This is a genomic window from Pseudomonas putida (assembly GCF_016406145.1).
Classification (GTDB): domain Bacteria; phylum Pseudomonadota; class Gammaproteobacteria; order Pseudomonadales; family Pseudomonadaceae; genus Aquipseudomonas; species Aquipseudomonas putida_E.
Map to the genome: position 1 here is coordinate 4,092,537 of NZ_CP066306.1, position 25,865 is coordinate 4,118,401.

Sequence of the window (25,865 nt, forward strand, 5' to 3'; positions counted from 1 at the left end):
ACCAGTCATGCCATCGAACTCATTAATCTATTTAGATGCAGCAGCCACTACTCCGTGCGCCGATGATGTCATAAAAGAAATGATCAAATTCAATAAATCTAACTACGGAAATCCCTCCTCCACACACATTTTAGGCAGACTTGCACGGAGCGCCATCCTTGAAAGCGCTTCACATATTTCTGAGCTAATAGGCTGCACATCAGCTGAAATAATTTTCACATCAGGCGCCACAGAAAGCAATAACATCGCGATTCTTGGGAGCGCCCCACCCGACTCAAACAGCAATATAATCATCTGCCCCATTGACCATAAATCCAGCCTTTTAGCCGCCGAAGAATTGGAAAAGCGCAACGTAGAAATACGACGAATGAAAGTCGATTCAAACGGCCGTGTCAATTTACCCCACCTACACAGTCTGCTGGATACCAATACATCACTACTTTCCATATCCTACGTAAACTCTGAAATAGGTACATTTCAAAACCTTGTAGAAATAAAAAAGGCATTAGAAAAATCAAATGCATTGTTCCATATCGATGCCGCTCAAGCTCTCGGCAAACTTCCTATAAACGTGAAACAACTTGGCGTGGATTGCGCTTCGATTTCAGCCCATAAAATTGAAGGCCCCAAGGGCATAGGTGCGCTCTATGTTTCTTCATCTTGTATGTCTCGTTTGCGCCCTCTAACATTTGGCGGCGGTCAATCTTCACTCCGCAGTGGAACACTTCCCACTCAACTGATCGCCGGATTCGGTGCTGCGGCACGCCGATTAAAGAGCAAGGATTACCCTGCCTCATGGGCTGCAGCGAAACAACTGAGAGATGCAATCCTTGAAACACTAAACAAGCATCAGATCTCTTACGTAATTAACTCTCCAGACAACGTATCAACACCTCACATCTTGAATATTTCCCTTCCCGCGATCCGCTCAGAAACCTTGATCAGCTGCTTGAGAAACGTCTGCATCTCTTCCGGCTCCGCCTGCAACTCTAACAATCTTGCCCCCTCTTACGTCATCACTGGCATTGGGCACGACGCAATAAGAGCCAATAGCGCGATCCGCTTTTCCTTTACCAGCGACATGGACATCAAAACCGTTCGAAAAGGCGCAGAGTCGCTTTCACAAACAGTGCTGCAGCTTACCCAGCTAAACAATAGGAACAAATAAAATGAATGAGTATATCGCAATTATAACGGGCGGAGACTCCTCGGAGCGGGAGGTTTCTCTTCAAACTTCCCAAGCTGTCTCACAATCGTTAGAAATTTCTCAAATCCGCCATGAGATCTTCACCATATCGGACTATAGAGAATTGCTTCGTTTAGACCTTGCCAAATTTACTAGAGTCTTCTTGGCGCTTCATGGCGGCTTCGGCGAAAACGGGATGGCACAAGCATATTTAGAAGGGCAAGGCATCCCATATAATGGGCCCTCCCCACAAACCAGCGCAATTTGCATGAACAAGCTTCTAACAAAACATATTGCAATGGGTCTAGGAATCAATGTCGCAAACTATCTCTATTCGAGGAGGGGTGACGACCTCTGTGTTGAGAAAATCAATGAGCAACTAGGGACACCCTGCATTGTCAAACCGAACCGTGAGGGATGTAGCTTCGGCGTATCGCTGGTCCGCGATCTCGAAACAGACCTCCAGGATGCGATCAACGCAGCAGCACAATTCCACACCGGAGTTTTAGTAGAAGAATTCATAAGTGGGCCGGAGCTATCTGTGTGCTATTTCAACAAAGCCACGCTACCTATCTATTCACTTGCATTCGAAAGTGAATTCTTCTCTTATGAAGCAAAATTCATATCCAGCAAGACGACTGCCACCCTCACCACCTTGGACAGGACTACCCACCAACAACTCAACAACTATTGCTTTGCTATCGCCGAGGCACTTGAGCTTGATTACTTTCGGGCAGACTTCATCATCCACAACACCGAGCCATACCTTATTGAACTCAACACGCTCCCCGGACTGACAAGCCACAGTCTTTTTCCTAAGGCATGCCAGCAGCATGGCATCGAATTTGATAAATTGGTACTTCTCTTAAATAACTTGGAACCTAGCCAATACTGCTGACCTGAGGCCAAGAAAACTTCGTCCCGTCGGCTCCGCGGTGTTGTTGGTGATCTTTTCAGGTGGGAATCTATTAATCATGTGGTTGAGATTAAGCGCCGCGCAGGCGGCGTTCGATCTCGACAACCTCAAAACTCAACGGCGTACAGTCCCCGCCATCAGCTATCACGCCGCAAATCCGGCGGTATCGGCAAATCTTCCTTCAACGGCTCCGGCCGCTTGCCCTTGCCGGACCGGTACTGACGGATCTGGAACACATACGCCAGCACCTGCGCCACCGCGAGGTACAACCCTGCGGGAATCTCCTGCTCGATTTCGGTGGAGTAGTAGATCGCACGCGCCAGCGCAGGCGACTCGAGAATCTGCACCTTGTGCTCGACCCCGATCTCGCGAATTTTCAAAGCAATGAAATCCGTACCCTTGGCCAGCAGCAGCGGTGCCACCCCACCCTTCTCGGGGTCATACTGCAGCGCCACGGCATAGTGGGTCGGGTTGGTGATGATCACATCCGCATCGGGTACGGCAGCCATCATGCGCCGCTGCGACACCTCGCGCTGCAACTGGCGAATCCGTTGCTTGACCTCAGGCTTGCCTTCGCTGTCCTTGTACTCGTCCTTGACCTCCTGCTTGGTCATCTTCAGCTTCTTGTGCGTCTGCCAAAGCTGGAACGGCACGTCTGCTGCGGCAATCAGCAACAGCCCCGCCGACATCCACAATGCACTCCACCCTACCACCTGGACGCTATGGATGATCGCCTGGTCCAGCGGCTCGTTGGCGATCGCCAGCAACGCCTGGCGGTCGTTGGCCAGCACCACCAACGCCACCACCAGGATGACGATGAACTTGGCAACGGCCTTGAGCAGCTCGGTCAGGGCATTCATAGAGAACATGCGCTTGATCCCCGCCAGCGGGTTCATGCGGCTGAATTTTGGCTGCAGCAGGCTGCCGGAGAACAGAAAACCGCCCAGCGCAATCGGCGCAATGAACGCCACCACGAACAGCAAGATCAGCACCGGCTGCACTGCCCAGATCGCCATCTTGCCCGAGGCCAGCAAGAAGGCGCCCATGGCACCCTCGTCGACGATCACTTCACGGGTCAGGCTGAAGTTGAGGCGCATCATTTCCAGCAGCGTCTCGGCCAGGTGCCCGCCAAACGCCAGCAAACCGCCGGCACCCGCCAGGGTCACCGCCACCGTGTTCAGCTCCTTGGACCGGGCGATCTCACCTTTTTCGCGCGCGTCGCGCTTGCGTTTGTCGGTGGGGTCTTCTGTCTTGTCCTGACCACTCTCGCTCTCAGCCATGCTCAGCGCGCCCTCGCCAGTTCACGCAGCCATTGCAGCGCTTCGCTGGCCAATGCCTGGTAGTGGGAAAGTACATCGGCCAGGCCCACCCAGAAGATGCCCATACCCAGCACCAGTGTCAGCGGGAAACCGATAGAGAAGATGTTCAACTGCGGCGCGGCGCGGGTCATCACGCCAAACGCAATGTTCACCACCAGTAGCGCGGCGATTGCCGGCAGGATAAGTAGCAGGCCGGCACCAAATACCCAGCTAAGGCGCCCAGCCATCTCCCAAAAGTGGTTGACCACAAGTGCGTTGCCTACCGGCAAGGTGGTAAAGCTTTCGGTCAGCACTTCAAACACGACCAGATGGCCGTTCATCACCAGGAACAGCACGCTCACCAGCATGGTCATGAACTGGCTGACCACCGCCACGTTGACGCCGTTGGCCGGGTCGACCATCGATGCGAAAGCCATACCCATCTGTATCGCGATGATCTGCCCGGCAATGACGAACGCCTGGAACAGCAACTGCAGCGAAAAACCGAACAACGCTCCGACGATGATCTGCTCACCGCACAACAACAAGCCACGCAAACTCAGTGGGTCGAATTCAGGCAACGGCGGTAACGCCGGCACGATCACCACGGTAATGGCCACTGCCGCGTACAGGCGAATGCGCGCCGGCAGCATGCGGGTACCGAAGATAGGCATGGTCATCAGCACCGCCGTCACCCGGAACAGCGGCAGGATGAAGGTGGCGACCCAGGTGCCGATCTGTGCGTCGGTCAGCTCCAGCATGGCCGCCTCAACCGATCAGCTGCGGGATGCTGGTGTACAGGCCCGTGATGTATTCCATGAACTTCTGCGTAAGCCACGGCCCGGCGACGATCAGTGTCACCAGCATCACCAGCAGGCGCGGCAGGAAGCTCAGGGTCTGTTCGTTGATCTGCGTAGCGGCCTGGAACATCGCCACCACCAGGCCGACCAGCAGGCTCGGCACCACCAGGATGGCTACCATCAGCGTGGTCAGCCACAGGGCGTCGCGGAACAGGTCGACGGCAACTTCAGGGGTCATGCAAGGCTCTCCTTGACGGCGTCAGACGCCGCCGAAACTGCCGGCCAGGGTGCCCATGATCAGCGCCCAGCCATCGACCAGAACGAACAGCATGATCTTGAACGGCAGCGAGATGATCAACGGCGACAGCATCATCATACCCATGGCCATCAGCACGCTGGCGACCACCATATCGATGATCAGGAACGGAATGAAGATCATGAAACCGATCTGGAACGCCGTCTTGAGCTCCGAGGTGACGAACGCTGGCACCAGGATGGTCAAAGGTACCTGATCAGGCCCGGCGATATCGGTGCGCTTGGACAGGCGCATGAACAGGTCAAGGTCGCTCTGCCGGGTCTGCGCCAGCATGAAGTCCTTGAGCGGCCCCTGGGCCTTGTCGATCGCCTGCTGGGCGGTCATCTGCTCCTTAAGGTACGGCTGCAGTGCATCCTGGTTCACCCGGTCGAACACCGGGGCCATGATGAACATCGTCAGGAACAGCGCCATGCCGGTCAGCACCTGGTTCGACGGTGTCTGCTGCAAGCCCAGGGCCTGGCGCAGGATCGAGAACACGATGATGATTCGGGTGAAGCTGGTCATCAGGATGACGAACGCAGGTATGAAACTCAGCGCCGTCATGATCAACAGGATCTGCAGGCTGACCGAGTATTCCTGCTGCCCGTCCGGGCCGTTGGACAAGGTAATGGCCGGGATCGACAGCGGGTCGGCGGCCAAGGCCAGCGGCGCGGCCAACAGCAGCGCCAGCATCAACAACAGGCCCGACAGGGTACGTAGCGCGCCGCTCATCACTTCTTGTCCTTATGATCCTTGCCCATCAGCTCCATAAGGCGCTGGGCAAACTCCGGCGTCGCCTGGCGGGCGCTGGCAGGCACTTCCACGGGCTCGGCCAGCACATGCAAGGCCTCGATGCTGCCTGGGGTATGGCCGATGAGGATCTGCTCTTTGCCGACCTGCACCAGCAACAGCCGGTCACGCGGGCCGATGGCACGGCTGCCGATCACTTCGATCACCTGGCCACCCTTGGGTGCCGCGCCCTGCATACGGCGCAGCAACCAAGCCAGGAAGAAGATCAGGCCCACCACCAGCAGCAAGCCCAGCACCATTTGCGCCAGCTGCCCACCCAGGCTGCCGGGCGCCGCGGCTGGCGGCGTGGCCACCACGGCCGGTGCGGCAGCGGCGATCACCACTTCGCTGGCAAACAGCGCGGCAAGGGCCGTGACGGCCCGTATCGTGCCCTTCACTCAGCGCAGCTTCTTGATACGTTCGCTGGGGCTGATCACGTCAGTCAGGCGGATGCCGAACTTCTCGTTGACCACAACCACTTCGCCGTGGGCGATCAAAGTGCCGTTGACCAGCACATCCAGCGGCTCACCGGCCAGGCGGTCGAGCTCGATCACCGAGCCCTGGTTGAGCTGCAGCAGGTTGCGGATGTTGATCTCGGTGCTGCCCACTTCCATGGAGATGTTCACCGGGATGTCCAGGATCACGTCCAGGTTCGGGCCTTCCAGGCTGACGTTTTCTTTCGGCCGTGGCGAGCTTGCGAACTCTTCCATCGGCAACCGGCCGGCACCGGCGCTACCGCCGTCGCCACCGAGCAGCGCATCGATGTCAGCCTGGCCGGCATCACCGGTTTCTTCCAGCGCCGCCGCCCATTCATCGGCCAGGGCCTGGTCTTCCGGGGAGGTGATCTCGTTTTCGTTAGCCATGATGTCCTCGACAGGCATTCAATTCGTAGTGAGCGACCGGCACGCCGTCAGCGGCGTTCGATCGGGTCGATGATCTGCAGCGCCAGGTTGCCCTTGTGCGAACCCAGGCGCGCCTTGAACGACGGTACGCCATTGGCACGCAGCACAAGGTGCTCCGGCAGCTCGACCGGGATCACGTCACCCGGTTGCATGTGCAGCACATCGCGCAATTTGAGTTGGCGGCGGGCAACCGTGGCACTGAGCGGTACGGAAACGTCCAGCACGTCTTCGCGCAGGGCCTTCACCCAGCGCTCGTCCTGGTCGTCCAGGTCGGACTGGAAACCGGCATCGAGCATTTCGCGCACCGGCTCGATCATCGAGTAGGGCATGGTCACGTGCAGGTCGCCGCCGCCGCCGTCCAGTTCGATATGGAAGGTCGACACCACCACCGCTTCGCTCGGCCCGACGATGTTGGCCATGGCCGGGTTGACTTCGGAGTTCATGTACTCGAAGTTGACCGGCATGATCGCCTGCCAGGCTTCCTTGAGGTCGATGAAGCACTGGTCCAGCACCATGCGCACCACCCGCAGCTCAGTGGGGGTGAACTCGCGGCCTTCGATCTTGGCGTGACGACCGTCACCACCGAAGAAGTTGTCCACCAGCTTGAACACCAGCTTGGCGTCCAGAATGAATAACGAAGTGCCGCGCAGCGGCTTGATCTTGACCAGGTTGAGGCTGGTCGGCACGTACAGCGAATGCACGTACTCACCGAACTTCATCACCTGCACACCCCCAACCGCAACGTCGGCGGAGCGACGCAGGAGGTTGAACATGCTGATACGGGTGTAACGGGCGAAACGTTCATTGATCATTTCGAGGGTCGGCATGCGCCCCCGCACGATCCGATCCTGGCTGGTCAGGTCGTAACTTTTGATGCTGCCGGGCTCGGCAGCGCTCTCGGTCTGTACCAGCCCATCATCGACGCCGTGCAACAGGGCGTCGATCTCATCCTGGGACAGCAGGTCCTGTACGGCCATTGCGGACTCCTACTGCAATACGAAATTGGTGAACAGCAGCTGGTCTACCACCGGCTTGCCGACTTCCTTTTGCGCCACTTCCTGAACCACTGCGGTGGCCTTCTGGCGCAGCATCTCCTGGCCCACGGAACTGGCCGCCAAGGTGTCGAAGCCCTGCCCGGAGAACATCATCACCAGGTTGTTGCGGATCACCGGCATATGCACCTTGAGGGCATCAAGGTCGGCCTGGTTGCGGCCCTGCAGGGTGATACTCACCTGCATGTAGCGCTGGCGGCCGTTCTGGTTGAAGTTGACCACGAAGGCCGGCGCCAGGGGCTCGTAGATTGCCGCCGGTTTGACGTTGGCCGCTGCCGGATCGGCCGCGGGTGCCGACTCGCTCTTGTGCATGAAGAACCAGGTCGCGCCGACCGACAGGCCGACCGCCAGCAGAAGGGCCAGCACCAACAGCAGGATCAGCTTGAGTTTGCCTTTAGTGGCGGGGTCTTTCACTGCGTCGCTCTTCGCCATGCCAATAATCCGTCGTCCATCGGGGTTTCAAATGAGGATGACGTGGCTTGAGCAAGTGTTATGCCAGATTGGGAATTTTTGCCTGTACCGGCCCTATCACCTGCGATGGGGCCATGACAGAGAACACGAACTCACGCGTAGAAATCGACCGCACTGTCGCCAACGACCACCTGCTGCTCGACCGGCCGTGAGGCATCAGCAAGCTCACCTTGCTCGGTACCACCGCCATTCTGCGCCCGCCGTGCAGCAACGCCGGACAGCTGTGAACCGTCCTGCTGCGCTTGCTGTTGCTGCCCGCGCGACTGGTCAGCCACGTTGACGTCCGGCTGCGCCAGCCCCTGCTGGGCAAACAATTCACGCAGGCGATGCACCTGGCTGTCCAGCGCATCACGCACGCCCGCATGGCCGCTGATGAAGGTCACCTGGGTGGCCTGGTCGGCCGCCACGTTGACGCGGATATCCAGGCGGCCAAGCTCGGCCGGCTCCAACTGGATGTCCGCCGACTTCAGGTTCTGGCTGGACAGGTACATGACGCGGTTGACCAAACCTTCGGCCCAGGCGTTCTGGTTCATAGGCAACGGCTGATGCAGCGGGTTGCCGGTCACCGGCACGGCATTGGCCGTCTTGGCCGTGGCAGCCTGGGTCAGGCTCGCCAAGCGGTTGGCGAAATCGTCGATTCGGGTGTCGCTGGAGGCGCTCTTGGTGTCTTTGAGGCCATCTTCGAGCAACGCACCAAAGGCCTTGTCCCCACTCTCCGATTGCCCTGCCTCGGCCTCGACCTTGTCCATCAAGGTCGCCAAGGGATTGACGGCTGGCTGACCATCCTCGGCGCCGGCCTGGTAGGGATCGGCGGCGTGGGCCGAGGTCGTGCCCTTGGCCTGGGCAGTTTGCTCCAGAGCCAGGCGCAGGGTCGGCAAGTTAGCCAATGGGTCGGCATCTGGGTCGAAGGCCTGCGCTGCCGGATCCTCGGGCAGCTCTTCGGTTATCGGGGCTTGCGGTAACTGAACCGCTGCCTGAAGCACCGGCGCCACAGCTTCAGCCTGGGCTTGCAGCAACTGCGCCCCCGGCTGCGCATCGGTCACCTGGCCCGCCACCAGGCTGGCGTCCAGCGAGGTCGAGTCACTGCCTGGCGCGCTATCGGCACTGGCTTGCGTCTGATCGTCAGCTGGCAATTTATTGCCGTCATCGGCAACCGCCGTTTTGTCGGCCGCCTCGTTCTTGCCGCCTTGGGCGATTTCGGGTTTGTCTTGAGGCTTGGCCTGGGCAACCTTGTCATCGCGTACCGGCGCTTTGTCATTGCCCTGCCTGGCCATGACCTGATCGAAGCCGCCGCCCTGCCCGCCCGACGCCTGCAGCGGCTTGTCCGCCTGCGAGGAACCCGCACGCGACGGCTTGCTGAGCGTACTGGTTTGCAACAAAGGATTAGGTGCGACAGGCATTGAAGGGTCTCCGCGCCAGAAACAAAGGTATCGTTCAGGCACATACAGGCAAAAGTCGAGCCAACTGGCCTATCAGCCTGCGGAAACGCGCTTGCGCTCACCCTGATAGAAACGCTGCACCTCCAGGTACTCCTGGTCGATGCGGTTGATCAGTTCTTCTATGCCATACAACGAGCGCTGTTTGACCCGTTCCTCCAGCTGATGGCAAAGCTGCGCCAGCCCGACCGCACCCATGTTACTGCTGCTGCCCTTGAAACTATGCGCGGCCACGCCAAGCTCATCAGCGCTCCTGGCGCCGTGAAGTTCATCAAGACGCCGCCCGGAATCTTCCAGAAAGGTTTCCAGCAGTTGCAGGTAGCCATCTTCCATGACCTCCTGCAGCTCACTGAGCACCTTGTGATCAATATGCATGTCAGTCACTTGCTCACTCCTTGATCAAGCAGAATTATGCCTCAAGCGCCAAACAGCTCACCAATCGAACTGCACCCATGCGCAACGGCCACCGTCCCGCCACCCGGCACTACTACCAAGGCGCCGTACCAGGTGCAACCCTCGACCACTCAATCCGTGCTCACGGGAGGGACGCGCCAGCACCCGCTGCACATCGAACCCCGCACCACTGTCACGGACTTCGATCATCAGACGACCGCCTGCGGCCATCGGTTCCACCTTCAGATCAATGCGCACGCTGCCGTCGGTCAACGCACCGAGCCTGCGGGTGCGTTCCTGATAGTAGTCGGCAAACCCATGCACATCGCGCTTGAGCCGTGAATCCAAGCCCAGCACACCGTGCTCCAGCGCATTGGAATACAGCTCGCTTAGCACGCTGTGCAGGGCGCCGGTGCGGGGCCGCAAACCGTGAATTTCCTGCAGCAACTGCACAAGGTACGGCACCGGGTTGAAACGCTTGAGGCTCTCACCGCGCAACTCGAAACCCAGCGACCAGTCCAGCGGGCTGGAGCGCCCACTATCAGAATAGATGGTTGGGGCCGGCACCCGCTCCTGCGCAGTGAACATGCGGATATCGCACAGGCTGATGTCATCTCTGGGACGCCCGCCGAAGCGCTCCAGCGCCTCCATCACCTCGTCGAAAAGCCGCGCCGGTTCACGATTGGCCGCCAGCACCGCGCGCAAGCGATCGACGCCGAACAGCGTCTGCGCTTCGTCGGCTGTATCCACAACGCCATCGGACAGCAGTAGCAGCCGCTCCCCAGGCGCCAGCGGCAACACCTCGGTACTGTCATCGAAGCGCTCCGGCGCCAGGATGCCCAGCGGAAGGTGGCGCGAACGCAGCATGGAAAGCACCTCGCCGCCGGCCGACAGCCGGTAACCATCCGGCATGCCACCGTTCCAGACCTCCACCGAGCCGCGCTGCACGCTCAGGCTGAGGAGCTGCGCGCAACAGAACATGTCTACCGGCAGGATGCGCTTGAGCTTGGCGTTCATCTCGCGCAGCATCTGCGCCAGGCCGTAGCCCTTGGCAGTCATGCCATAAAACACTTCTGCCAGGGGCATGGCACCGACTGCGGCGGGTAGCCCATGCCCGGTAAAGTCACCCAGCAGTACATGCATGTCGCCGGATGGAGTGAACGCGGCCAGCAGCAAGTCGCCGTTGAATAACGCGTAAGGCGACTGCAGGTACCGAATGTTCGGCGCCGTGATGCAGCCAGAATGGGCAACCTTGTCGAACACTGCCTTGGCCACCCGCTGCTCGTTGAGCAGGTGATGGTGATGCCGGGTGATCAGGTCACGCTGCTCCAGCACCGTGGCCTGCAACCTGCGCAGGCGGTCCATGGCGCGGATCTTGGCACCAAGGATCACCGCACTGTAGGGCTTGGCCATGAAGTCGTCACCACCGGCCTCCAGGCAGCGCACCAAGGCCTCTTCCTCGTTGAGCGAGGTAAGAAAGATGATCGGTACCAGGGCCTCGCCGGCCAGTGCCTTGATCTGCCGCGCAGCTTCGAAGCCGTCCATGACCGGCATCAGGGCATCGAGCAGGACCAGTTGCGGGCGCTTTTCGGCGAAGAGTTCGACGGCCTGCTGGCCGTTTTCGGCGGTATACACGTGATGCCCCTGGCGCCGGACGATTTGGGCCAGCAACAGCCTATCCGTGGCCCCGTCTTCGGCCACCAGCACGGTCAACGGCTGTTCGGCCGGCGTCATGACGCTCAACTGATAGCGAACAGTTTGTCGAAATTGGAGATGGCAAGGATCTTGCGCACATCTGAACTGGCATGTACCACGCGCACATCCGATTCATCGCCACCGGCGTGATCGCGCAGCAGCAGCAACATGCCGAGGGCCGAACTGTCCAGGTACGTTGTGTCTTTGAGGTCGACCACCACCGAATCCGGGCGCTTGGGCTGGCGCTCGTAGGCATCGCGAAACTCCTGATGCTTACCGAAATCGAAGCGGCCTTTGATCTTGATCGTCAGCTTTTTCTCGTCCTGCGAAAAATCAGTCTCGACTGCCATGCTAGCGATTCCTTCGATGATGGCGAATGCAACAGTTCAATGTTTAGCAGGCGGGGGGCAGAGCTGCAAGCTGCAAGCTAGATGTGGCCTTGCCTTGGCAACCGCTGTGACAATTCATCCAGCAAACGCTGCTCGCGCTTGTCCTCGGCGCGCCGCGCCTCTTCCAGGTAGCGCTGCACCAGTTTGCGCAGGCCCTCTACCCGGGCATAGGCTTGCTGCCAGGTGCCCCTGGCGTTCTTCAGGTTGTTCTGGTGCCATGTCAGGCTTTGGCGCTGCTGGGTCATGGCCGTTTCAAGCTGCCCCAGAAAGCGCTGGTAGTTGACCAGCCAGCTGCCATTGACGCCCTGGCCACCGCGGTCGATCCATTGCGCCTGATAGCCCTCACGAAACGACTCGAGTTCGGCCAGCTTGGCCTGGGCCTGAGCCACCAACTGCTGAAAGTGCCCCAGCCGCTGGGCTGCCTTGCGTTCGGCCTCCTCGGCCATCTGCACCACTGGTGCCAGGCGCGCGGCACGGCTAGGCGTACTCATGGCCTATCAACCGTTCGCCGGAGGCGTGAAGATCGCCCCCAACTGCTGTCGGCTCTGGTCCATACCGACATTTTCGTCCAGCCCTTGGCGCAGGAAGTCCACCAGTTTTGGCTGCAGGGCAATGGCCAGGTCGGTTTCCGGATCGCCGCCTGCCACATAGGCGCCAACACTGATCAGGTCGCGGCTTTGCGACAGGCGTGACCACAGCTGCTTGAATTTTTGCGCCTGGCGCAGGTGATTGGCATCGACCACCTGGGGCATTACCCGGCTGATCGAGGCTTCGATGTCGATAGCGGGGTAATGGCCTTCCTCGGCCAGCCGCCGGGACAAGACGAAGTGGCCATCGAGCACGCCCCGCGCCGAGTCGGCAATCGGATCCTGCTGGTCGTCACCTTCGGACAATACGGTATAGAAGGCCGTGATCGAGCCACCACCCGGCTCACCGTTACCGGCGCGCTCCACCAGCTTGGGGAGCTTGGCGAACACTGATGGCGGATAACCACGGGTAGCGGGCGGCTCGCCGATTGCCAAGGCAATTTCACGCTGGGCCTGGGCAAAACGGGTCAGCGAATCCATCAGCAGCAGGACGTTCTTGCCTTTGTCGCGGAAGTACTCGGCAATGCGCGTGCAATACATGGCCGCGCGCAAGCGCATCAACGGCGCGTCGTCGGCCGGGGACGCGACCACCACCGATCTCTTGAGCCCCTCCTCACCCAGAATATGCTCGATGAACTCCTTCACCTCGCGGCCACGCTCGCCAATCAGGCCGACCACGATGATTTCGGCTTCGGTGAAGCGAGTCATCATGCCGAGCAACACCGATTTACCGACACCGGTACCGGCGAACAGGCCCAGGCGCTGGCCACGGCCGACGGTGAGCAGGCCGTTGATGCTGCGAATACCCACGTCCAGTGGCTGGCTGATCGGGTCGCGGTTGAGCGGGTTGATGATCGGGCCGTCCATCGGCACCCAATCCTCGGCCTTCATACCACCCTTGCCGTCCAGGGCGCGACCGGCGCCATCGAGCACACGGCCAAGCATACTCATGCCCATGGGCAAACGGCCGCTGTCGTCCAGCGGCACCACCCGCGCCCCGGGCGCGATGCCGGCGATGCTGCCGACCGGCATGAGGAAGATCTTGCTGCCCGCAAAGCCCATGACTTCGGCCTCGACCTGCACCGGATGGTACGAGTCGTCATTGATCACCAGGCAGCGCGCGCCCACTGGGGCGCGCAACCCCTCGGCCTCAAGAGTAAGGCCGACCATGCGCAGCAGACGGCCTTCGACCACCGGCTGCACGGGCAACTTGATCGCCTCGGCGTAACCACCCAGGCGCTTGCCGAAGCTGGTGCGGTCAAGGCGCATCGTTGGCGCCCAGCTCGATCGATACATCCGGCGCCGCCGGGTGCAGGGACTGGTCGTGCAACTGGTCGAACAGCTGGGCCACGGCCTTTTCGATACGGGTTTCCATGGTTGCGTCGATGCGGCTGTGCGCGGTTTCGATGCGGCAACCCCCTGGCAACAGGGCGTCATCCTCAAGCAGCTTCCAACTCTCCTCATGGCGTTCGCGCAGGGCCTTGGCCAGCTCGAAATCCTGGGGATTGAGGTGAATGCGGATATTGTCCGCACCCATGGGCAGCAGCTTCAACGCTTCACGCAGTACTTGGGTGATCTGACTGGAGTCGCTGCGCAGTTCGCGACCGATCACCTGGCGCGCCATGTGCGCCACCAGGTGAACGAGGGTCTTCTCGATCTGTGTGTCCTGCTCGGCAATAGGCTCGAGCAGGTGTGCCATCAGTTGTTCCAGGTCAGCCAGCCGGGCATTGAGCGCCTCCTCAGCCTCCTGTCGCACCTTCAACTGGGTGCTGTGAAAACCCTCGCGCTCGCCGGTGGCGAAACCTTCGTTGTAGGCCTCCTGCCGGATCGCTTCGAGCTCTTCAAGGGTCAGGGGCTGGACTTCCTCCAGCGGCACTTCCTCGACCTCTTCCTCGATGATTTCGGGTTCCGGTTCCGGCTCCGGTTCCGGCTCAGGGTCGAAGCTGGGCAGTGCCCATACATCGACGCCTTCCAGGTCACGTGCACGAATCAGGTCGCTGGGGTGAGTTTCTTTGCTGGACATTGGCATGCCTGGTGTTGAAAGCGGGATGAGCTGCAAGCTACAAGCTGCTAGCTGCAAGAAGAAGCAGGCCGTGCAGCGTCTGGCTTTCCCTTGTAGCTTGCAGCTTGTGGCGTGCCGCTTAAATCATTTCCTCGGCACCCTTGCCGCCGAGTACGATCTCGCCGGCCTCGGCCATGCGTCGGGCAATGGTGAGGATTTCCTTCTGCGCCGTTTCCACGTCGCTGACGCGCACCGGGCCCTTGGCCTCGAGGTCGTCGCGCAGCAGTTCCGAAGCACGCTTGGACATGTTTTTGAAAATCTTGTCCTTGACCCGCTCGTCAGCACCTTTGAGCGACACCACCAGTACATCCGACGATACTTCGCGCAACAGCGCCTGGATGCCGCGGTCGTCGACATCGGCCAGGTTGTTGAAGACGAACATCAGGTCTTCGATCTGCTCCGACAGGTCGTTGTCGACCTCGCGGATCGAGTCCATCAGTGCACCTTCCACGGAGCTGTCGAGGAAGTTCATGATGTCGGCGGCGCGCTTGATGCCACCCAGGGTAGTGCGTGCGGCATTGGAGTTACCCGAGAACTGCTTCTCGAGAATCTGGTTCAGTTCCTTGAGCGCCGCAGGCTGAACGGTGTTGAGCGACGACACGCGCAGGATGATGTCCAGGCGCACCTTGTGGTCGAAGTTGCTCAGCACTTCGCCAGCCTGATCGGGGTCGAGGTAGGCGACCACGATGGCCTGGATCTGCGGGTGCTCGAAACGGATCACATCCGCCACCGCCCGTGGCTCCATCCACTTGAGGCTGTCCAGGCCACTGGTGTTGCCACCCAGCAGGATGCGGTCGATCAGGCCGTTGGCCTTGTCCTCGCCCAGGGCCTGGTTGAGCATCTTGCGGATATAACCGTCGGAACCTACACCCAGGCTGGTCTGGTCGCCGACGATCTCGACGAACTCGCTCATCACCTGCTGGACCTGCTCGCGGTGCACGTTGCCCATCTGAGCCATGGCCACACCGACCCGCTGCACTTCTTTGGGGCCCATGTGCCGCAGTACCTGGGCGGCATCGGTCTCACCCAGCGAGAGCAAAAGGATTGCCGCCTTGTCGGTGCGGCTCAGCTTGGCGGTAACGGCTCGGTTATCACTCATCGGCGTTGATCCACTCTTTCACGACCTGGGCGACACGGCCCGGGTCTTCGGCCACCAGGCCTTTGATTGCGTTGAGCTGTGCCTCGTAACCCTCGCTCGGGCTTGGCAACAGAATGCTTGTCGGGCCACCCAGGCTGACGCGGTCGTTGGCCAGTTCGCCATCCAGACCGATCATGCCGCCCAGCTCCATGTCGCTGTCCGTTGCAGCAGCCTGCTTGCCGCCGCCAGTGATGTTGTTGAGTACCGGGCGCAGCACGCCGAACACCAGTACCAGGATGAACACCACGCCCAACACCTGCTTGACGATGTCCCAGAACCACGGCTGCTGATAGAACGCGATGTCGGCGATTTCTTCGCCGCGATCGGCGGCGAACGGCACGTTGATCACCGTCACGCTGTCGCCACGGCTGGCATCGAAGCCAACGGCGTCCTGTACCAGGCGGGTGAAGCGCGCCAGGTCTTCGGCGCCCCACGGCGCACGGGTGGTCTCGCCGGCAGCGTCGACCTTGACCTGGTCATCGACCACTACCGCCACCGACAGACGAGTCAGGCGACCCTGCTGCTGGCGGGTGTGGCTGATCGAGCGGTCCAGCTCGAAGTTCTTGGTGGTCTGCAGACGCTTGTCGGCAGGGTATGGCGCGAGCATTGGCTGGCCGGTGGCCGGGTCCATGATCTGCTGGCCGTTGGCATCCACCAGCGGCTGGCCAGGCTGGATGGCACCGGCAGCAGGGGCTGCGGCGGTGGCGTTTTCAGGCGCTGCTGCACCTGCGGGCGGCTGGTTGCTCAGCGCGCCAGGCACACCTTGCGGCCCCGAACTGCTGGCGCGCTGCTCGTTGACCGACTGCTCGCTGCGCAGCGCCGGCTGGTCCGGGTTGAATTGCTCGGAAGTGGATTCCACTGCACTGAAGTCAAGGTCCGCCGACACCTCGGCCTTGTAGCGATCGTTGCCCAGTACCGGTTGCAGGATGTTATGCACACGCTGGGTGAGCATGCCTTCCATGCGGCGGCTGTAGTCGAACTGCTTGCCAGCCATGGTCAACGCCGTGTCCTGCAACTGGTCGGAGAGCAGGTTGCCTTTCTGGTCGACCACGGTGACCTGCGACTTGTCCAGCTCGGGCACACTGGTGGCGACCAGGTTGACGATCGCCATCACCTGGCCGGCTTCCAGCGAACGGCCCGGGTACAGTTCGACCAGGACCGAGGCGCTTGGCTTGCGCTCATCGCGCACGAACACCGAGCTTTTCGGGATCGCCAGGTGCACGCGCGCTGCTTTGACGTTGTTCAGGCTGGAGACCGTACGCGCCAACTCGCCTTCCAGGCTGCGGCGGTAACGGGTGGCTTCCATGAACTGGCTGGTACCCAGGCCCTGCTCCTTGTCGAGCAGTTCGAAGCCGACGTTGCCGTCGCTTGGCGCAACGCCGGCAGCTGCCAGTTTCAGGCGCGCACGGGAGAGGTCGTCGGCCTTGACCAGCAGAGCACCGGAATTGGGCTCGACATTGTAGGGAATGTCTGCAGCGGCCAGGGTATCCATGACCTGCTTGGTGTCCATACCCGCCAGGCTGCCATACAGCGGGCGGTAGTCCGGCTGCTGCGACCACAGCACCACGGCGAAGCCGATCGCCACGCTCGCCGCCAACCCGACCAGCAGGCCGACCTGACGCAGCATGGGCATCTGCGAAATGTTTTCCAGAAACGCCATGCCGAACAGCGGCGGTTTGGACGCTGGCGGGCCACTTTTGGCGGGGGCGTTATCGACGACTGCTTCAGCCATGACTTACTTCCGTCCTCAAACCGGCATCTGCATGATGTCCTGGTACGCCTGGACCAGCTTGTTGCGTACCTGGGTCAGCGCCTGCATGGAAACGCTGGCTTTCTGCGAGGCGATCATCACGTCAGTCAGGTCGACGCCGCTCTTGCCGATCTCGAAAGCATTGGCGAGCTGGGTCGACGCCTGCTGGGTCTGGTGCACTTTGCCGATGGCCTGGCCAAGCATATCGGCGAAGCTGCTCTGGCCTTCTGCCAATTCGGGGGCGGCAGTGGCTTTTGGCAGCGACATGGCATCGGCCTGCATGGCACGCATGTCCAGCATCAGACGATTGAATTCAACACCTTGGCTCATGAACTTCTCTCTCCGGCGGCCGCATTTTTTTGACACTCATGCGGCGGATAGCCTCTCTAAGCAACAACAGTGCCAGCCTTGGAAATCGGCGGAGCTTCAAGCTTCAAGCCAGGCTGCGGTGCTCTTGCTTGCAGCTTGCAGCTCACCCGTAAAGGCTGGCTTCCACGTCGAGCCCGGCATCGCGCATTTGCGCGAGCTTGTAGCGCAGGGTGCGCGGGCTGATGCCAAGCCGCTCGGCAGCCTCCTTGCGGCGACCGCGCTCGGCGCGCAAGGTGTCGATGATCATCTGGAACTCATGGCGGCGCATGTCATCGCCCAGGCCACCGACCTCCCCTGCCGGCTCGACCGCCACAGGCAACGCTGTGACCGGTGCAACCGCCGACAAGGGAATGGCGCCGGCCAGACAAAAATCCGCCGCCTCGATCACCCCGCCCTGCTGCAGGATCAGCGCCCGCTGCAAGGCGTTGTCCAGTTCGCGCACATTGCCTGGCCAGCCATGAGCCTGCAGGCAGGCCTGCGCCGCAGCCGACAGACGCACGGGCGCATGCTTCATCTTCGCCACATGCCGCGCCAGCAAGCGTTCGGCCAGCGGCAGGATGTCACCGGCACGCTCACGCAGCGGCTGCCAGGCCAACGGGAACACCGACAGGCGATAGAACAGGTCTTCGCGGAACCGCCCGGCCGCCACTTCACCTGCCATGTCGCGATTGCTGGTTGCCAGCACACGAATGTCCAGGGCAATCGGCTTGCGCCCCCCTACCCGCTCCACCTCACGCTCCTGCAAGACACGCAACAGCTTGGCCTGCAGGCCCAGAGGCATTTCGGAAATCTCGTCGAGCAGCAAGGTGCCACCCTCGGCCTGCTCGAATTTGCCGGCCTGCGCCGCAATGGCGCCGGTGAAGGCTCCTTTCTCGTGACCGAACAAAGTCGCCTCGAGCATGTTGTCCGGTATGGCCGCGCAGTTGATCGCAACAAATGGCTGTGCTGCACGCGGCGACTGCTGGTGGATGTACCGCGCAAGCACTTCCTTGCCGGTGCCCGACTCACCGGAGATGAGTACGGTCGAATCGCTGCGGGCCACACGTGCAGCAAGCTCCAGCAATTGGCGGCTGGCAGGTTCGCAGGCCACCGGCCCGTCGTCCTCAGCCGCACTCAGGCGCCCGGCGGCATGGCGCTCGACCAGGCTCAGCAGCGCCTTGGGCTCGAAGGGTTTGACCAGGTAATCCACAGCACCCTGGCGCATCGCCTCGACAGCGCGCTCCACCGCAGCGTGAGCGGTCATCAGCAGCACCGGCAGTTGCGGGTGCTGGCGGCGCAAGTGCGCCAGCAACTGATGCCCATCCATCCCCGGCATGTTCACGTCACTGATTACCAGGCTATAGGCGTCGCGTTGCACCGCCTCCAGCGCTTCTTCCGCGCTGCCGACAGCACGATAGGCAAAACCGCCGATCTCAAGGGTATCGCCAAGCGCTTGGCGCAACGCACGGTCATCCTCGACCAGCAGCACCTTGATGAGCATCATGCGACCTCCGCAGGCTGCTCGCCGATCAACGGCAACTCCACCCTGACGCAGGTGCCACGCCCTACCCTGGAGCGCAACTGCAACTTGCCGTGGTGCGCCCGCACCACGGCCATGACCACAGCCAAGCCGAGCCCGGTGCCGGTAGCTTTGGTGGTCAGGAACGGCTCACCCAGGCGCCCCAACAGGTCGGCCTCGATGCCGCTGCCGGCATCACTGACGCACAGGTGCAGGGTATGTGCGCGCCGATACAGGTGCACCTTGAGCCGCGCAGCGCCAACGCTTGCCTGCAGGGCGTTCTCTATCAGGTTGAGCATGGCACCGACCAGGGTGTCGCGATTGCACAGCAACTCACCCAGGTGGCTGTCGCATTGCCAACGCACGGCATGGCCCTGGACATGGGGCTGGGCAGCTTGCTGCAAGGCCTGGAACAGGCCCTTTGGGCTCAACCGGTCACCCAGTGGCAGCTCGCCGCGGGCGAACACCAGCATATCGCGCACCTGGTGCTCCAATTCGTGCAGACGTTCCTTGAGGCTGCCGGCGAAACGCCGGCGGGTCTCCGGCGCAAGCTCACGCTCGTCTTCCGCCAGGTGGCTGGCGTAGAGCATGGCCGCCGACAGCGGCGTGCGTATCTGATGGGCCAGCGAAGCGACCATGCGCCCCAGCGACGACAGGCGCTCATGGCGTGCCAACTGGTCTTGCAGACGACGGGTTTCGGTCAGGTCATTGAGCAGCACCAGTTGGCCTGGCTCAGCATCCAGCGAACGGGTGGCAATGGACAAACGACGGCCATCGCGCAATGACACCTCATGCCCGTCATCCTTGCGCGGAGCGAAGCTGCGGGCGATCACCTGGCGCCACAACTGGCCGAGCAAGGGCTCACCCAACAGCTCACAGGCCGCCGGGTTGGCTTCGCGCACCAGGCCTTGGTCATCGATGACGATCACCCCGCCGGGCAGCAGGGCCAGCAGGTTCTGCAAGCGATTGGCCAGGCGCTCTTTCTCGTTCAGCTCGGCCATGCGCTGGGCGCCGACCACCGCCAACTCGCCTTTGAGCTCGCTGACGCGGGCCTCGAGCATGCTGTAGGACTGGTTGAGCTGGGTGGAGACCTGGTCGAACAGGGCAAACGCCTGCTCAAGCCCCTGTCGACTCTCCTGTTCGACGGGGGTAGGCCCCTGCGGATCAGGGACTCGGGAAACATGGGCGGCCTGGGGCATCGTGCTCTCTCGCGTGGCTGACCGTCATAAAAACGGTGTGATGCCAGCGGTGTAGCAATAGCCGTGCCGGGACTAGGGGTTTGTGCTACCTGGCCGTGCCCTATCGCCGGCAAGCCGGCTGCCACAGGGACCCCCCGCAGCATTCAAAGGCTGCGGGGCACCTGTGGGAGCAACTGTCTTGCTCAACTTCTAAAAGTTGGCGCAATCCATGTGGGAGCCGGCTTGCCGGCGATTGTGGCGGTACAGGCGAAGTCAATCTTCAGCCTGCTCCTCACCGCCCTGGCGGCTCATGCCGTACTTGCGCATCTTCTCCACCAAGGTGGTACGCCGAATGCGCAAACGTTCAGCCGCCCGCGCCACGATACCGTTGGCATCGTCCAGCGCTTGCTGGATCAACCCCTGCTCCAGGCTGCCCAGGTAATCCTTCAGGTCCAGGCCCTCAGGCGGCAGCATGGCATGGTTGGCGAAGCTCGGCGCGTGGCCGTTGATCGCCACGCGCTCTTCGAGGTCGCTGCGCAGGCTGTCGACCAACTGCTCGTCTTCATCGTCGATGTAGCGGAATTTCTTCGGCAGCTCCGACACGCCAATCACGCCGTACGGGTGCATGATCGCCATGCGCTCGACCAGGTTGGCCAGCTCGCGGACGTTGCCCGGCCAGCCATGCCGGCACAGCGACATGATCGATGCAGAATTGAAGCGTATCGAGCCGCGCTTCTCATGCTCCATGCGCGAAATCAGCTCGTTCATCAGCAGCGGAATGTCTTCCACACGCTCACGCAACGGCGCCATCTCGATCGGGAACACGTTGAGGCGGTAGTACAGGTCTTCGCGGAAGGTCCCACCCTCGATCATGGTCTCGAGGTTCTTGTGGGTTGCGGCGATGATGCGCACATCGATGCTCTGGGTCTTGTTGCTGCCCACCCGCTCGAAGGTACGCTCCTGCAGCACACGCAACAGCTTGACCTGCATCGGCAGCGGCATGTCGCCGATCTCGTCAAGGAACAGCGTACCGCCATTGGCCAGCTCGAAACGCCCGGCACGGCTGGTGATGGCGCCCGTGAACGCACCCTTCTCGTGGCCGAACAGTTCGCTTTCCAGCAATTCGGCCGGGATCGCCCCGCAATTGACCGGCACGAACGGCGCTTCGCGGCGTTTGGAGTGGTAATGCAGGTTGCGCGCGACCACCTCCTTGCCAGTACCGGACTCACCAAGAATGAGCACGCTGGCGTCGGTATCGGCGACCTGCTGCATCATCTGCCGAACATGCTGGATGGCGCGGCTGGTGCCCACCAGGCTGCGGAACAGGTTGGGCTCGCGCTGACGGCCACGCTCACGGGCCTGGTCGTACATCTCGCGATAGACCTGGGCACGGTGCAGGGAGTCGAGCAGCTGGCTATAGCTGGGCGGCATCTCAAGGTTGGCCAGCACGCGACGGCGGAGCTCTTCGGGGAAATCCGCAGAAGAAATTTCGCCGATCAGCAATACCGGAAGGAACTCATCCCACCCGGCCACTGTCTTAAGCAACCCAAGCACATTGCCTGGAGCATCCACGGTTCCGATGAGCACGCAGAGCACTTCACGGCTGGAAGACAATGCCCCCACCACCTGCTGCCAATCCTGGCTGGAGCAGGGCAGGTTTTCTTCGCCGAGGAAGTTCAGAACCACTGCCAGATCGCGGCGGCGGGCGCTGTCGTCATCGATCAGGAGAATCTTGGTTTCACGCCACATGCAATAGCAACTTCCCTAGTCATATCGGCGCCCGAAGGCGTGCTCGACATCATTCTGACTGAATGGTCAGTGTTCGGACGTCTGAAATTCGAAAACAGCCACTAGTAAAGTCAAAAAAAAGTATGCAGTCAAATTAATGGCGCATGGCTTTTAGGACATCTGTGGTCAACTGAACAGATGGTATACCTTGGCGGCACTTTTCGCCTGACGGATTTGCGTCATCTCATCGACTATAGATTGACGTTCACCACTTGCAACATCAATTAACTGCCCGTAGACCGCTAGCAGGCCCTCAAGGCTCGAGCGTACCGCGTCTTCATTGCTGAGCGCCTCAGTCAGAACGTCCTCGACACAAAGACGACACTTAAGGTCAAGCTCACCTACCGCATCCCAGTCACGGCTGGCCAATGCGGCAAGCAACTCGCTGCGAGTCCGCTCGATACCCTCGATCACCTTGCTCATGAAACCTCCCGGCTCAGGGAACCATCGGCTGCGGAGCGATCGCGTCCCAGCCTTCCTTGACAGTGTTCAGCAAGTCCCTGACCTCATCCAGGATCGCCGGATCATTTTGGATATTGGCCTCACTCAGACGACGAGTCATGTACAGGTAGAGGCCGTCGAGACGATTGAGCTCGTCGGTCATGTTGTCACGATCCAGACCTTCGCGCAGCCCGCCAATGATGCCAATAGCCTTGCCGATCGCGATGCCCTTGCCGGCGATGTCCTTGCGCTGCATCGCGCCACTGGCCTGGGCAATACGGTCCAGGCCACCTTCCATAAGCATCTGTACCAAGCGATGCGGGCTCGCTTCGGAGGTCTGCGCCTGGGCGCCAATCTTCTGGTACTGCCGAAGGGCTAACATTGGATTCATGGGGTACCTCGTCACCACGGGGTTGCTGTATGACCGGGCTATCGGCGCGGCGTCAAAAAACTTTAGGGAGAATACAAAAAAGCCCGACCGAGCGTCACGCTTCGTCGGGCTTTTGGCGTTTGTTTTCCGTGCGTACATCGTAGCACGAGCGCGGCACCACAGAGTGTGACGCCTGCGCCCTGCCATGAAGCCTCAGGCCGATCAGGAGTTCTTCTGTTGTGCCGCCATTGCTTCAAAAATGGAAACGACGCTGTCGCGCTGAGCATTGAGCTGCCCAACCAGGGTGTCCATGGTGTTGTACTTCTTGGTCAGCGACGCCTCCAGGTCCTTGATGCGGGCATCCAGAGAGCTCTGCTCCATGCTCAGGCTTTTCTTGGCAACCTCAAGCGACTTGTTGCGCTCATCCAGCACACCACCGGACGCAGAGAACGGCTCCATGGTCTTGACCATGCGATCGAGCAGGCCGCCGTCACCATTGAACAGGTTCTGCACCTCGCCACCGAGCTTCTGATCATTGATCGCCTTGGTGAACTTGGTGCTGTCGAACTCCAGCAGGCCGCTACTCTGAGCGGTATTGATCCCCAACTGCGAAAGTACCGTCAATTGCCCCGAACCACCGGTACCGGAGACCACCAGCTCATTACGCATGGCCGTCAGCATGCTGCGCACTGCCGGGTCACCCGACAGAGCCGGAGTGTTCCAACTGCCGTCTGCAGCCTTGGTCGACACGCTCACACTGTTTATCGTATTCACCAACGCGTTATAGGCATCGACGAATGACTGCACCGACTTTTTCAGGCCGTCAGTATTAGCAGTCACGGTGACGCTCACCGGGCTGAGCGTTTCGGTCTTGGACAGCAGCTCGAACGTCATGCCACTGATCGCGTTATCGACCTTGTTCGATTTGCTGGTGAGCTTCATGCCATCGATATCGAACTCAGCATCCTTTGCGAGATCGCCGATACGGCCAGCACCACCGGCATCGGTCATCTGCGCTGCCGGGTCGATGGTCAGGTCAGCGATCCCCGAAGTAGAGATATCCGAACCTTCGCCCATGGTTTCAGAGCTCAACACCAACCGCGAACCGGTACCATCGTTGACGATGTTGGCGGTGAAGCCCTTGCCGCTCGCCTGGGCGTTGATGGCATCACGCGCCTGCTGCAGCGTAGCGTTGGCCGGTATGGTCACATCGAAGTCGACACTATTCTGGGTGATGGTCAGCGTGCCACCACTGGCGGAAACGACCGAGCTGCTGTCGGTGAAGCGCTGACTGGCCACGCGCGACGCCGTGGCCAGTTGGGTAACCTGAATCGAATAGCTGCCGTTGACTGCCGAACTGCCTGCAGTGGCCTTGACGTACTTGTCGTTGGAGGAGGCTGCCGTCGACCCGAGAAACGCAGGGTTGGCACTGTCGTTAAGCTTTTCCAGCGCCGTCTTGTAGGCGGTCAACGCACTTTTGAGGCTACCCACCGCCGAAATCGATGCGGTATTCGCCGACGTGCGGCGGTCGAGCTGGCTCTGCTTGGGAGTCTTTTCGGCATCAACCAGGGCCTTCACAATGGCCGAGGTATCGAGACCGGAACCCAGCCCCAAACTCGGTAGAATTGGACTTGCCATTACATCCTCCTTTCTGGTTAACGCCCAAACGCAGAGTTGCCTCATCAGCGCCGGTGCAACAATTCAAATGACCGGCCAGCTGTCAGACTTTCTCATCGAAGAGCAGACTGTTGACATCTTGCAGGCTTCGGGCCAGCTCAAGCGCTGTTTCCGACGGGATCTGACGGATCACCTCACCGCTGTCGCGGGCAACGACCTTGACGACCCACCTGCCGGTGGAATCATCCACCGAAAATTCCAGGTTGCGCTGCAACGACTGGACGAAATCTTGTATTTCCTTGACGGCCGATTGTAACTCGGCCTCGCTCTTGGGAGCGTCTTCCTGCGATGTCTTGCGCAGCTGACCTGAAACCTTGTCAGCCGCAGTATTGTGCTCGACGCTGCCAACCAGCGACGACACAGGATACGACGGGCTTGACTTGACGCTTATGTCCATCGCACATCACCTTTAAAAAGTAAAAAGCGAGAGAGCGCATGAGCACTCCCTCGCTGAACTTCATCGCGCTATTACTGAAGCAGTTTCAGTACGGCGGATGGCAGCTGGTTAGCCTGAGCCAGAACAGAGGTCGAAGCTTGCTGCAGGGTCTGCTGCTTGGTCAGCTGAGCGGTTTCTGCGGCGAAGTCGGTGTCCTGAACACGGCCCATGGCGGCGGCCGAGTTTTCGTTCATGCTTTGCAGGTTGTTGATGGTCGACTGGAAGCGGTTCTGGATAGCACCCAGGTCCGATTTCTTGGTGTCAACGGTCTGCAGAGCAGCGTCGATCGCGGTAATGGCGGCGTCGACGGAGGTGTGAACGGCGGAGTCCGAAGTACCCGAGATCGCCAGGGTGCCGGTGCCGACAGCCAGGGTCGAAGCAGCGAACGAGGAAGTCATCGAAACGCTCAGGATCTGGCTGGTACCAGTCATCGCGCCAACCTGGAACTCCATGGTGCCAGCGGTGCCGTTCAGCAGTTGCTTGCTGGTACCGAAGGTGGTGGAGGTCGCGATACGAGTGATCTCGTCGGACTTGGCCGCGAATTCTTTGTTCAGAGCAGCGCGTTCAGTGGTGCCGTTGGAGTCGTTACGTGCCTGCAGAGCCAGTTCACGCATACGCTGCAGGATGTTGGTGATTTCCGACAGCGCGCCTTCAGCGGTCTGGGTGATCGAGTTACCGTCGTTGGCGTTCTTGATGGCAACGGTGGTACCGGTAACCATGGTCTGCAGCTTGTTGGCGATCTGCTGACCAGCAGCATCGTCTTTAGCGCTGTTGATACGCAGGCCGGAAGACAGGCGAGTCATCGAAGTGCTCAGCGCGTCGGAAGCTTTGTTCAGGTTCTTCTGCACGCCCAGCGAAGTGGTGTTGGTGTTTACGGTTAAAGCCATGACGAATTCCTCGTTGGATGGATACTGCGGCTTCCGGCCCTGGCGTCCGCCGGGTGTGGCCT

Annotated in this window: 28 protein-coding genes; 2 read left to right on the top strand and 26 right to left on the bottom strand. The window is 60.6% G+C overall.

Annotated elements, in window-relative coordinates; all coding sequences use genetic code 11:
* Positions 1-7 precede the first annotated feature (7 nt).
* Together JET17_RS18665 and JET17_RS18670 are read left to right on the top strand one after the other, a co-directional pair.
* The gene (locus tag JET17_RS18665) at positions 8-1,168 is read left to right on the top strand and encodes a cysteine desulfurase family protein (protein ID WP_012315506.1); all 1,161 of its coding nucleotides are present in this window, start codon (positions 8-10) and stop codon (positions 1,166-1,168) included.
* Position 1,169: 1 nt separating this feature from the next.
* Positions 1,170-2,084 carry a D-alanine--D-alanine ligase family protein gene (locus tag JET17_RS18670; RefSeq protein ID WP_012315507.1) on the top strand — a complete coding sequence of 305 codons (915 nt, stop codon included), beginning with the start codon at positions 1,170-1,172 and terminating at the stop codon, positions 2,082-2,084.
* A gap of 155 nt (positions 2,085-2,239) precedes the next feature.
* Here the strand turns inward: JET17_RS18670 and flhB are convergent, their stop codons facing one another.
* From flhB to JET17_RS18800, 26 genes are all read right to left on the bottom strand, one after another.
* Positions 2,240-3,382, bottom strand: a complete 1,143-nt coding sequence (flhB, locus tag JET17_RS18675) for a flagellar biosynthesis protein FlhB (RefSeq protein WP_012315508.1) — start codon at positions 3,380-3,382, stop codon at positions 2,240-2,242.
* A gap of 2 nt (positions 3,383-3,384) precedes the next feature.
* On the bottom strand, positions 3,385-4,161 hold the full coding sequence (fliR, locus tag JET17_RS18680; RefSeq protein ID WP_012315509.1) for a flagellar biosynthetic protein FliR: 777 nt from the start codon (positions 4,159-4,161) through the stop codon (positions 3,385-3,387).
* A 7-nt stretch (positions 4,162-4,168) separates the two neighbouring features.
* Entirely contained in the window at positions 4,169-4,438 is a 270-nt protein-coding gene (fliQ, locus tag JET17_RS18685) for a flagellar biosynthesis protein FliQ (RefSeq protein ID WP_012315510.1), read from the bottom strand.
* 21 nt (positions 4,439-4,459) lie between these two features.
* Complete coding sequence (fliP, locus tag JET17_RS18690; protein ID WP_012315511.1) at positions 4,460-5,227, bottom strand: flagellar type III secretion system pore protein FliP; 768 nt, start codon at positions 5,225-5,227, stop codon at positions 4,460-4,462.
* Positions 5,227-5,682 (bottom strand): flagellar biosynthetic protein FliO, encoded by a 456-nt coding sequence (fliO, locus tag JET17_RS18695; RefSeq protein ID WP_012315512.1) that lies wholly within the window; start codon positions 5,680-5,682, stop codon positions 5,227-5,229. The genes fliP and fliO overlap by 1 nt, the downstream gene beginning before the upstream one ends.
* The gene (fliN, locus tag JET17_RS18700; protein ID WP_012315513.1) at positions 5,683-6,147 is read right to left on the bottom strand and encodes a flagellar motor switch protein FliN; all 465 of its coding nucleotides are present in this window, start codon (positions 6,145-6,147) and stop codon (positions 5,683-5,685) included.
* Between the two features lie 47 nt (positions 6,148-6,194).
* Complete coding sequence (fliM, locus tag JET17_RS18705) at positions 6,195-7,163, bottom strand: flagellar motor switch protein FliM (protein ID WP_012315514.1); 969 nt, start codon at positions 7,161-7,163, stop codon at positions 6,195-6,197.
* A gap of 9 nt (positions 7,164-7,172) precedes the next feature.
* On the bottom strand, positions 7,173-7,670 hold the full coding sequence (gene fliL, locus JET17_RS18710) for a flagellar basal body-associated protein FliL (protein ID WP_012315515.1): 498 nt from the start codon (positions 7,668-7,670) through the stop codon (positions 7,173-7,175).
* Between the two features lie 131 nt (positions 7,671-7,801).
* The gene (locus JET17_RS18715) at positions 7,802-9,109 is read right to left on the bottom strand and encodes a flagellar hook-length control protein FliK (protein WP_012315516.1); all 1,308 of its coding nucleotides are present in this window, start codon (positions 9,107-9,109) and stop codon (positions 7,802-7,804) included.
* Positions 9,110-9,181: 72 nt separating this feature from the next.
* Positions 9,182-9,529: an Hpt domain-containing protein gene (locus tag JET17_RS18720; protein ID WP_042111631.1), complete on the bottom strand. Its 348-nt coding sequence runs from the start codon at positions 9,527-9,529 to the stop codon at positions 9,182-9,184.
* A 48-nt stretch (positions 9,530-9,577) separates the two neighbouring features.
* On the bottom strand, positions 9,578-11,272 hold the full coding sequence (locus tag JET17_RS18725; protein WP_012315518.1) for a fused response regulator/phosphatase: 1,695 nt from the start codon (positions 11,270-11,272) through the stop codon (positions 9,578-9,580).
* A 5-nt stretch (positions 11,273-11,277) separates the two neighbouring features.
* Positions 11,278-11,583: an STAS domain-containing protein gene (locus JET17_RS18730; protein WP_012315519.1), complete on the bottom strand. Its 306-nt coding sequence runs from the start codon at positions 11,581-11,583 to the stop codon at positions 11,278-11,280.
* Positions 11,584-11,660: 77 nt separating this feature from the next.
* Positions 11,661-12,113 (bottom strand): flagellar export protein FliJ, encoded by a 453-nt coding sequence (gene fliJ, locus JET17_RS18735; RefSeq protein WP_012315520.1) that lies wholly within the window; start codon positions 12,111-12,113, stop codon positions 11,661-11,663.
* 6 nt (positions 12,114-12,119) lie between these two features.
* Positions 12,120-13,478, bottom strand: a complete 1,359-nt coding sequence (fliI, locus tag JET17_RS18740; protein ID WP_012315521.1) for a flagellar protein export ATPase FliI — start codon at positions 13,476-13,478, stop codon at positions 12,120-12,122.
* Complete coding sequence (gene fliH, locus JET17_RS18745) at positions 13,468-14,232, bottom strand: flagellar assembly protein FliH (RefSeq protein WP_012315522.1); 765 nt, start codon at positions 14,230-14,232, stop codon at positions 13,468-13,470. The genes fliI and fliH overlap by 11 nt, the downstream gene beginning before the upstream one ends.
* A gap of 118 nt (positions 14,233-14,350) precedes the next feature.
* Positions 14,351-15,370 (bottom strand): flagellar motor switch protein FliG, encoded by a 1,020-nt coding sequence (gene fliG / locus JET17_RS18750; RefSeq protein WP_012315523.1) that lies wholly within the window; start codon positions 15,368-15,370, stop codon positions 14,351-14,353.
* Positions 15,363-17,141, bottom strand: a complete 1,779-nt coding sequence (fliF, locus tag JET17_RS18755) for a flagellar basal-body MS-ring/collar protein FliF (protein ID WP_012315524.1) — start codon at positions 17,139-17,141, stop codon at positions 15,363-15,365. Before fliF ends, fliG begins: the two co-directional genes overlap by 8 nt.
* Positions 17,142-17,156: 15 nt before the next feature.
* Positions 17,157-17,489 carry a flagellar hook-basal body complex protein FliE gene (fliE, locus tag JET17_RS18760; RefSeq protein ID WP_012315525.1) on the bottom strand — a complete coding sequence of 111 codons (333 nt, stop codon included), beginning with the start codon at positions 17,487-17,489 and terminating at the stop codon, positions 17,157-17,159.
* A 142-nt stretch (positions 17,490-17,631) separates the two neighbouring features.
* A complete protein-coding gene (locus JET17_RS18765; protein ID WP_012315526.1) occupies positions 17,632-19,008 on the bottom strand; it encodes a sigma-54-dependent transcriptional regulator in 1,377 nt (458 codons plus the stop codon).
* The gene (locus JET17_RS18770; RefSeq protein WP_012315527.1) at positions 19,008-20,225 is read right to left on the bottom strand and encodes a sensor histidine kinase; all 1,218 of its coding nucleotides are present in this window, start codon (positions 20,223-20,225) and stop codon (positions 19,008-19,010) included. Before JET17_RS18770 ends, JET17_RS18765 begins: the two co-directional genes overlap by 1 nt.
* 252 nt (positions 20,226-20,477) lie before the next feature.
* The gene (gene fleQ, locus JET17_RS18775; RefSeq protein WP_012315528.1) at positions 20,478-21,953 is read right to left on the bottom strand and encodes a transcriptional regulator FleQ; all 1,476 of its coding nucleotides are present in this window, start codon (positions 21,951-21,953) and stop codon (positions 20,478-20,480) included.
* A 165-nt stretch (positions 21,954-22,118) separates the two neighbouring features.
* The gene (locus tag JET17_RS18780; protein WP_012315529.1) at positions 22,119-22,415 is read right to left on the bottom strand and encodes a flagellar protein FliT; all 297 of its coding nucleotides are present in this window, start codon (positions 22,413-22,415) and stop codon (positions 22,119-22,121) included.
* Positions 22,416-22,428: 13 nt separating this feature from the next.
* The gene (gene fliS, locus JET17_RS18785) at positions 22,429-22,824 is read right to left on the bottom strand and encodes a flagellar export chaperone FliS (RefSeq protein ID WP_012315530.1); all 396 of its coding nucleotides are present in this window, start codon (positions 22,822-22,824) and stop codon (positions 22,429-22,431) included.
* Positions 22,825-23,025: 201 nt separating this feature from the next.
* Positions 23,026-24,441, bottom strand: a complete 1,416-nt coding sequence (fliD, locus tag JET17_RS18790; RefSeq protein WP_012315531.1) for a flagellar filament capping protein FliD — start codon at positions 24,439-24,441, stop codon at positions 23,026-23,028.
* An 82-nt stretch (positions 24,442-24,523) separates the two neighbouring features.
* Positions 24,524-24,877, bottom strand: a complete 354-nt coding sequence (locus tag JET17_RS18795; RefSeq protein WP_012315532.1) for a flagellar protein FlaG — start codon at positions 24,875-24,877, stop codon at positions 24,524-24,526.
* Between the two features lie 71 nt (positions 24,878-24,948).
* Positions 24,949-25,803 (bottom strand): flagellin domain-containing protein, encoded by an 855-nt coding sequence (locus JET17_RS18800; RefSeq protein ID WP_012315533.1) that lies wholly within the window; start codon positions 25,801-25,803, stop codon positions 24,949-24,951.
* Positions 25,804-25,865: the final 62 nt, after the last annotated feature.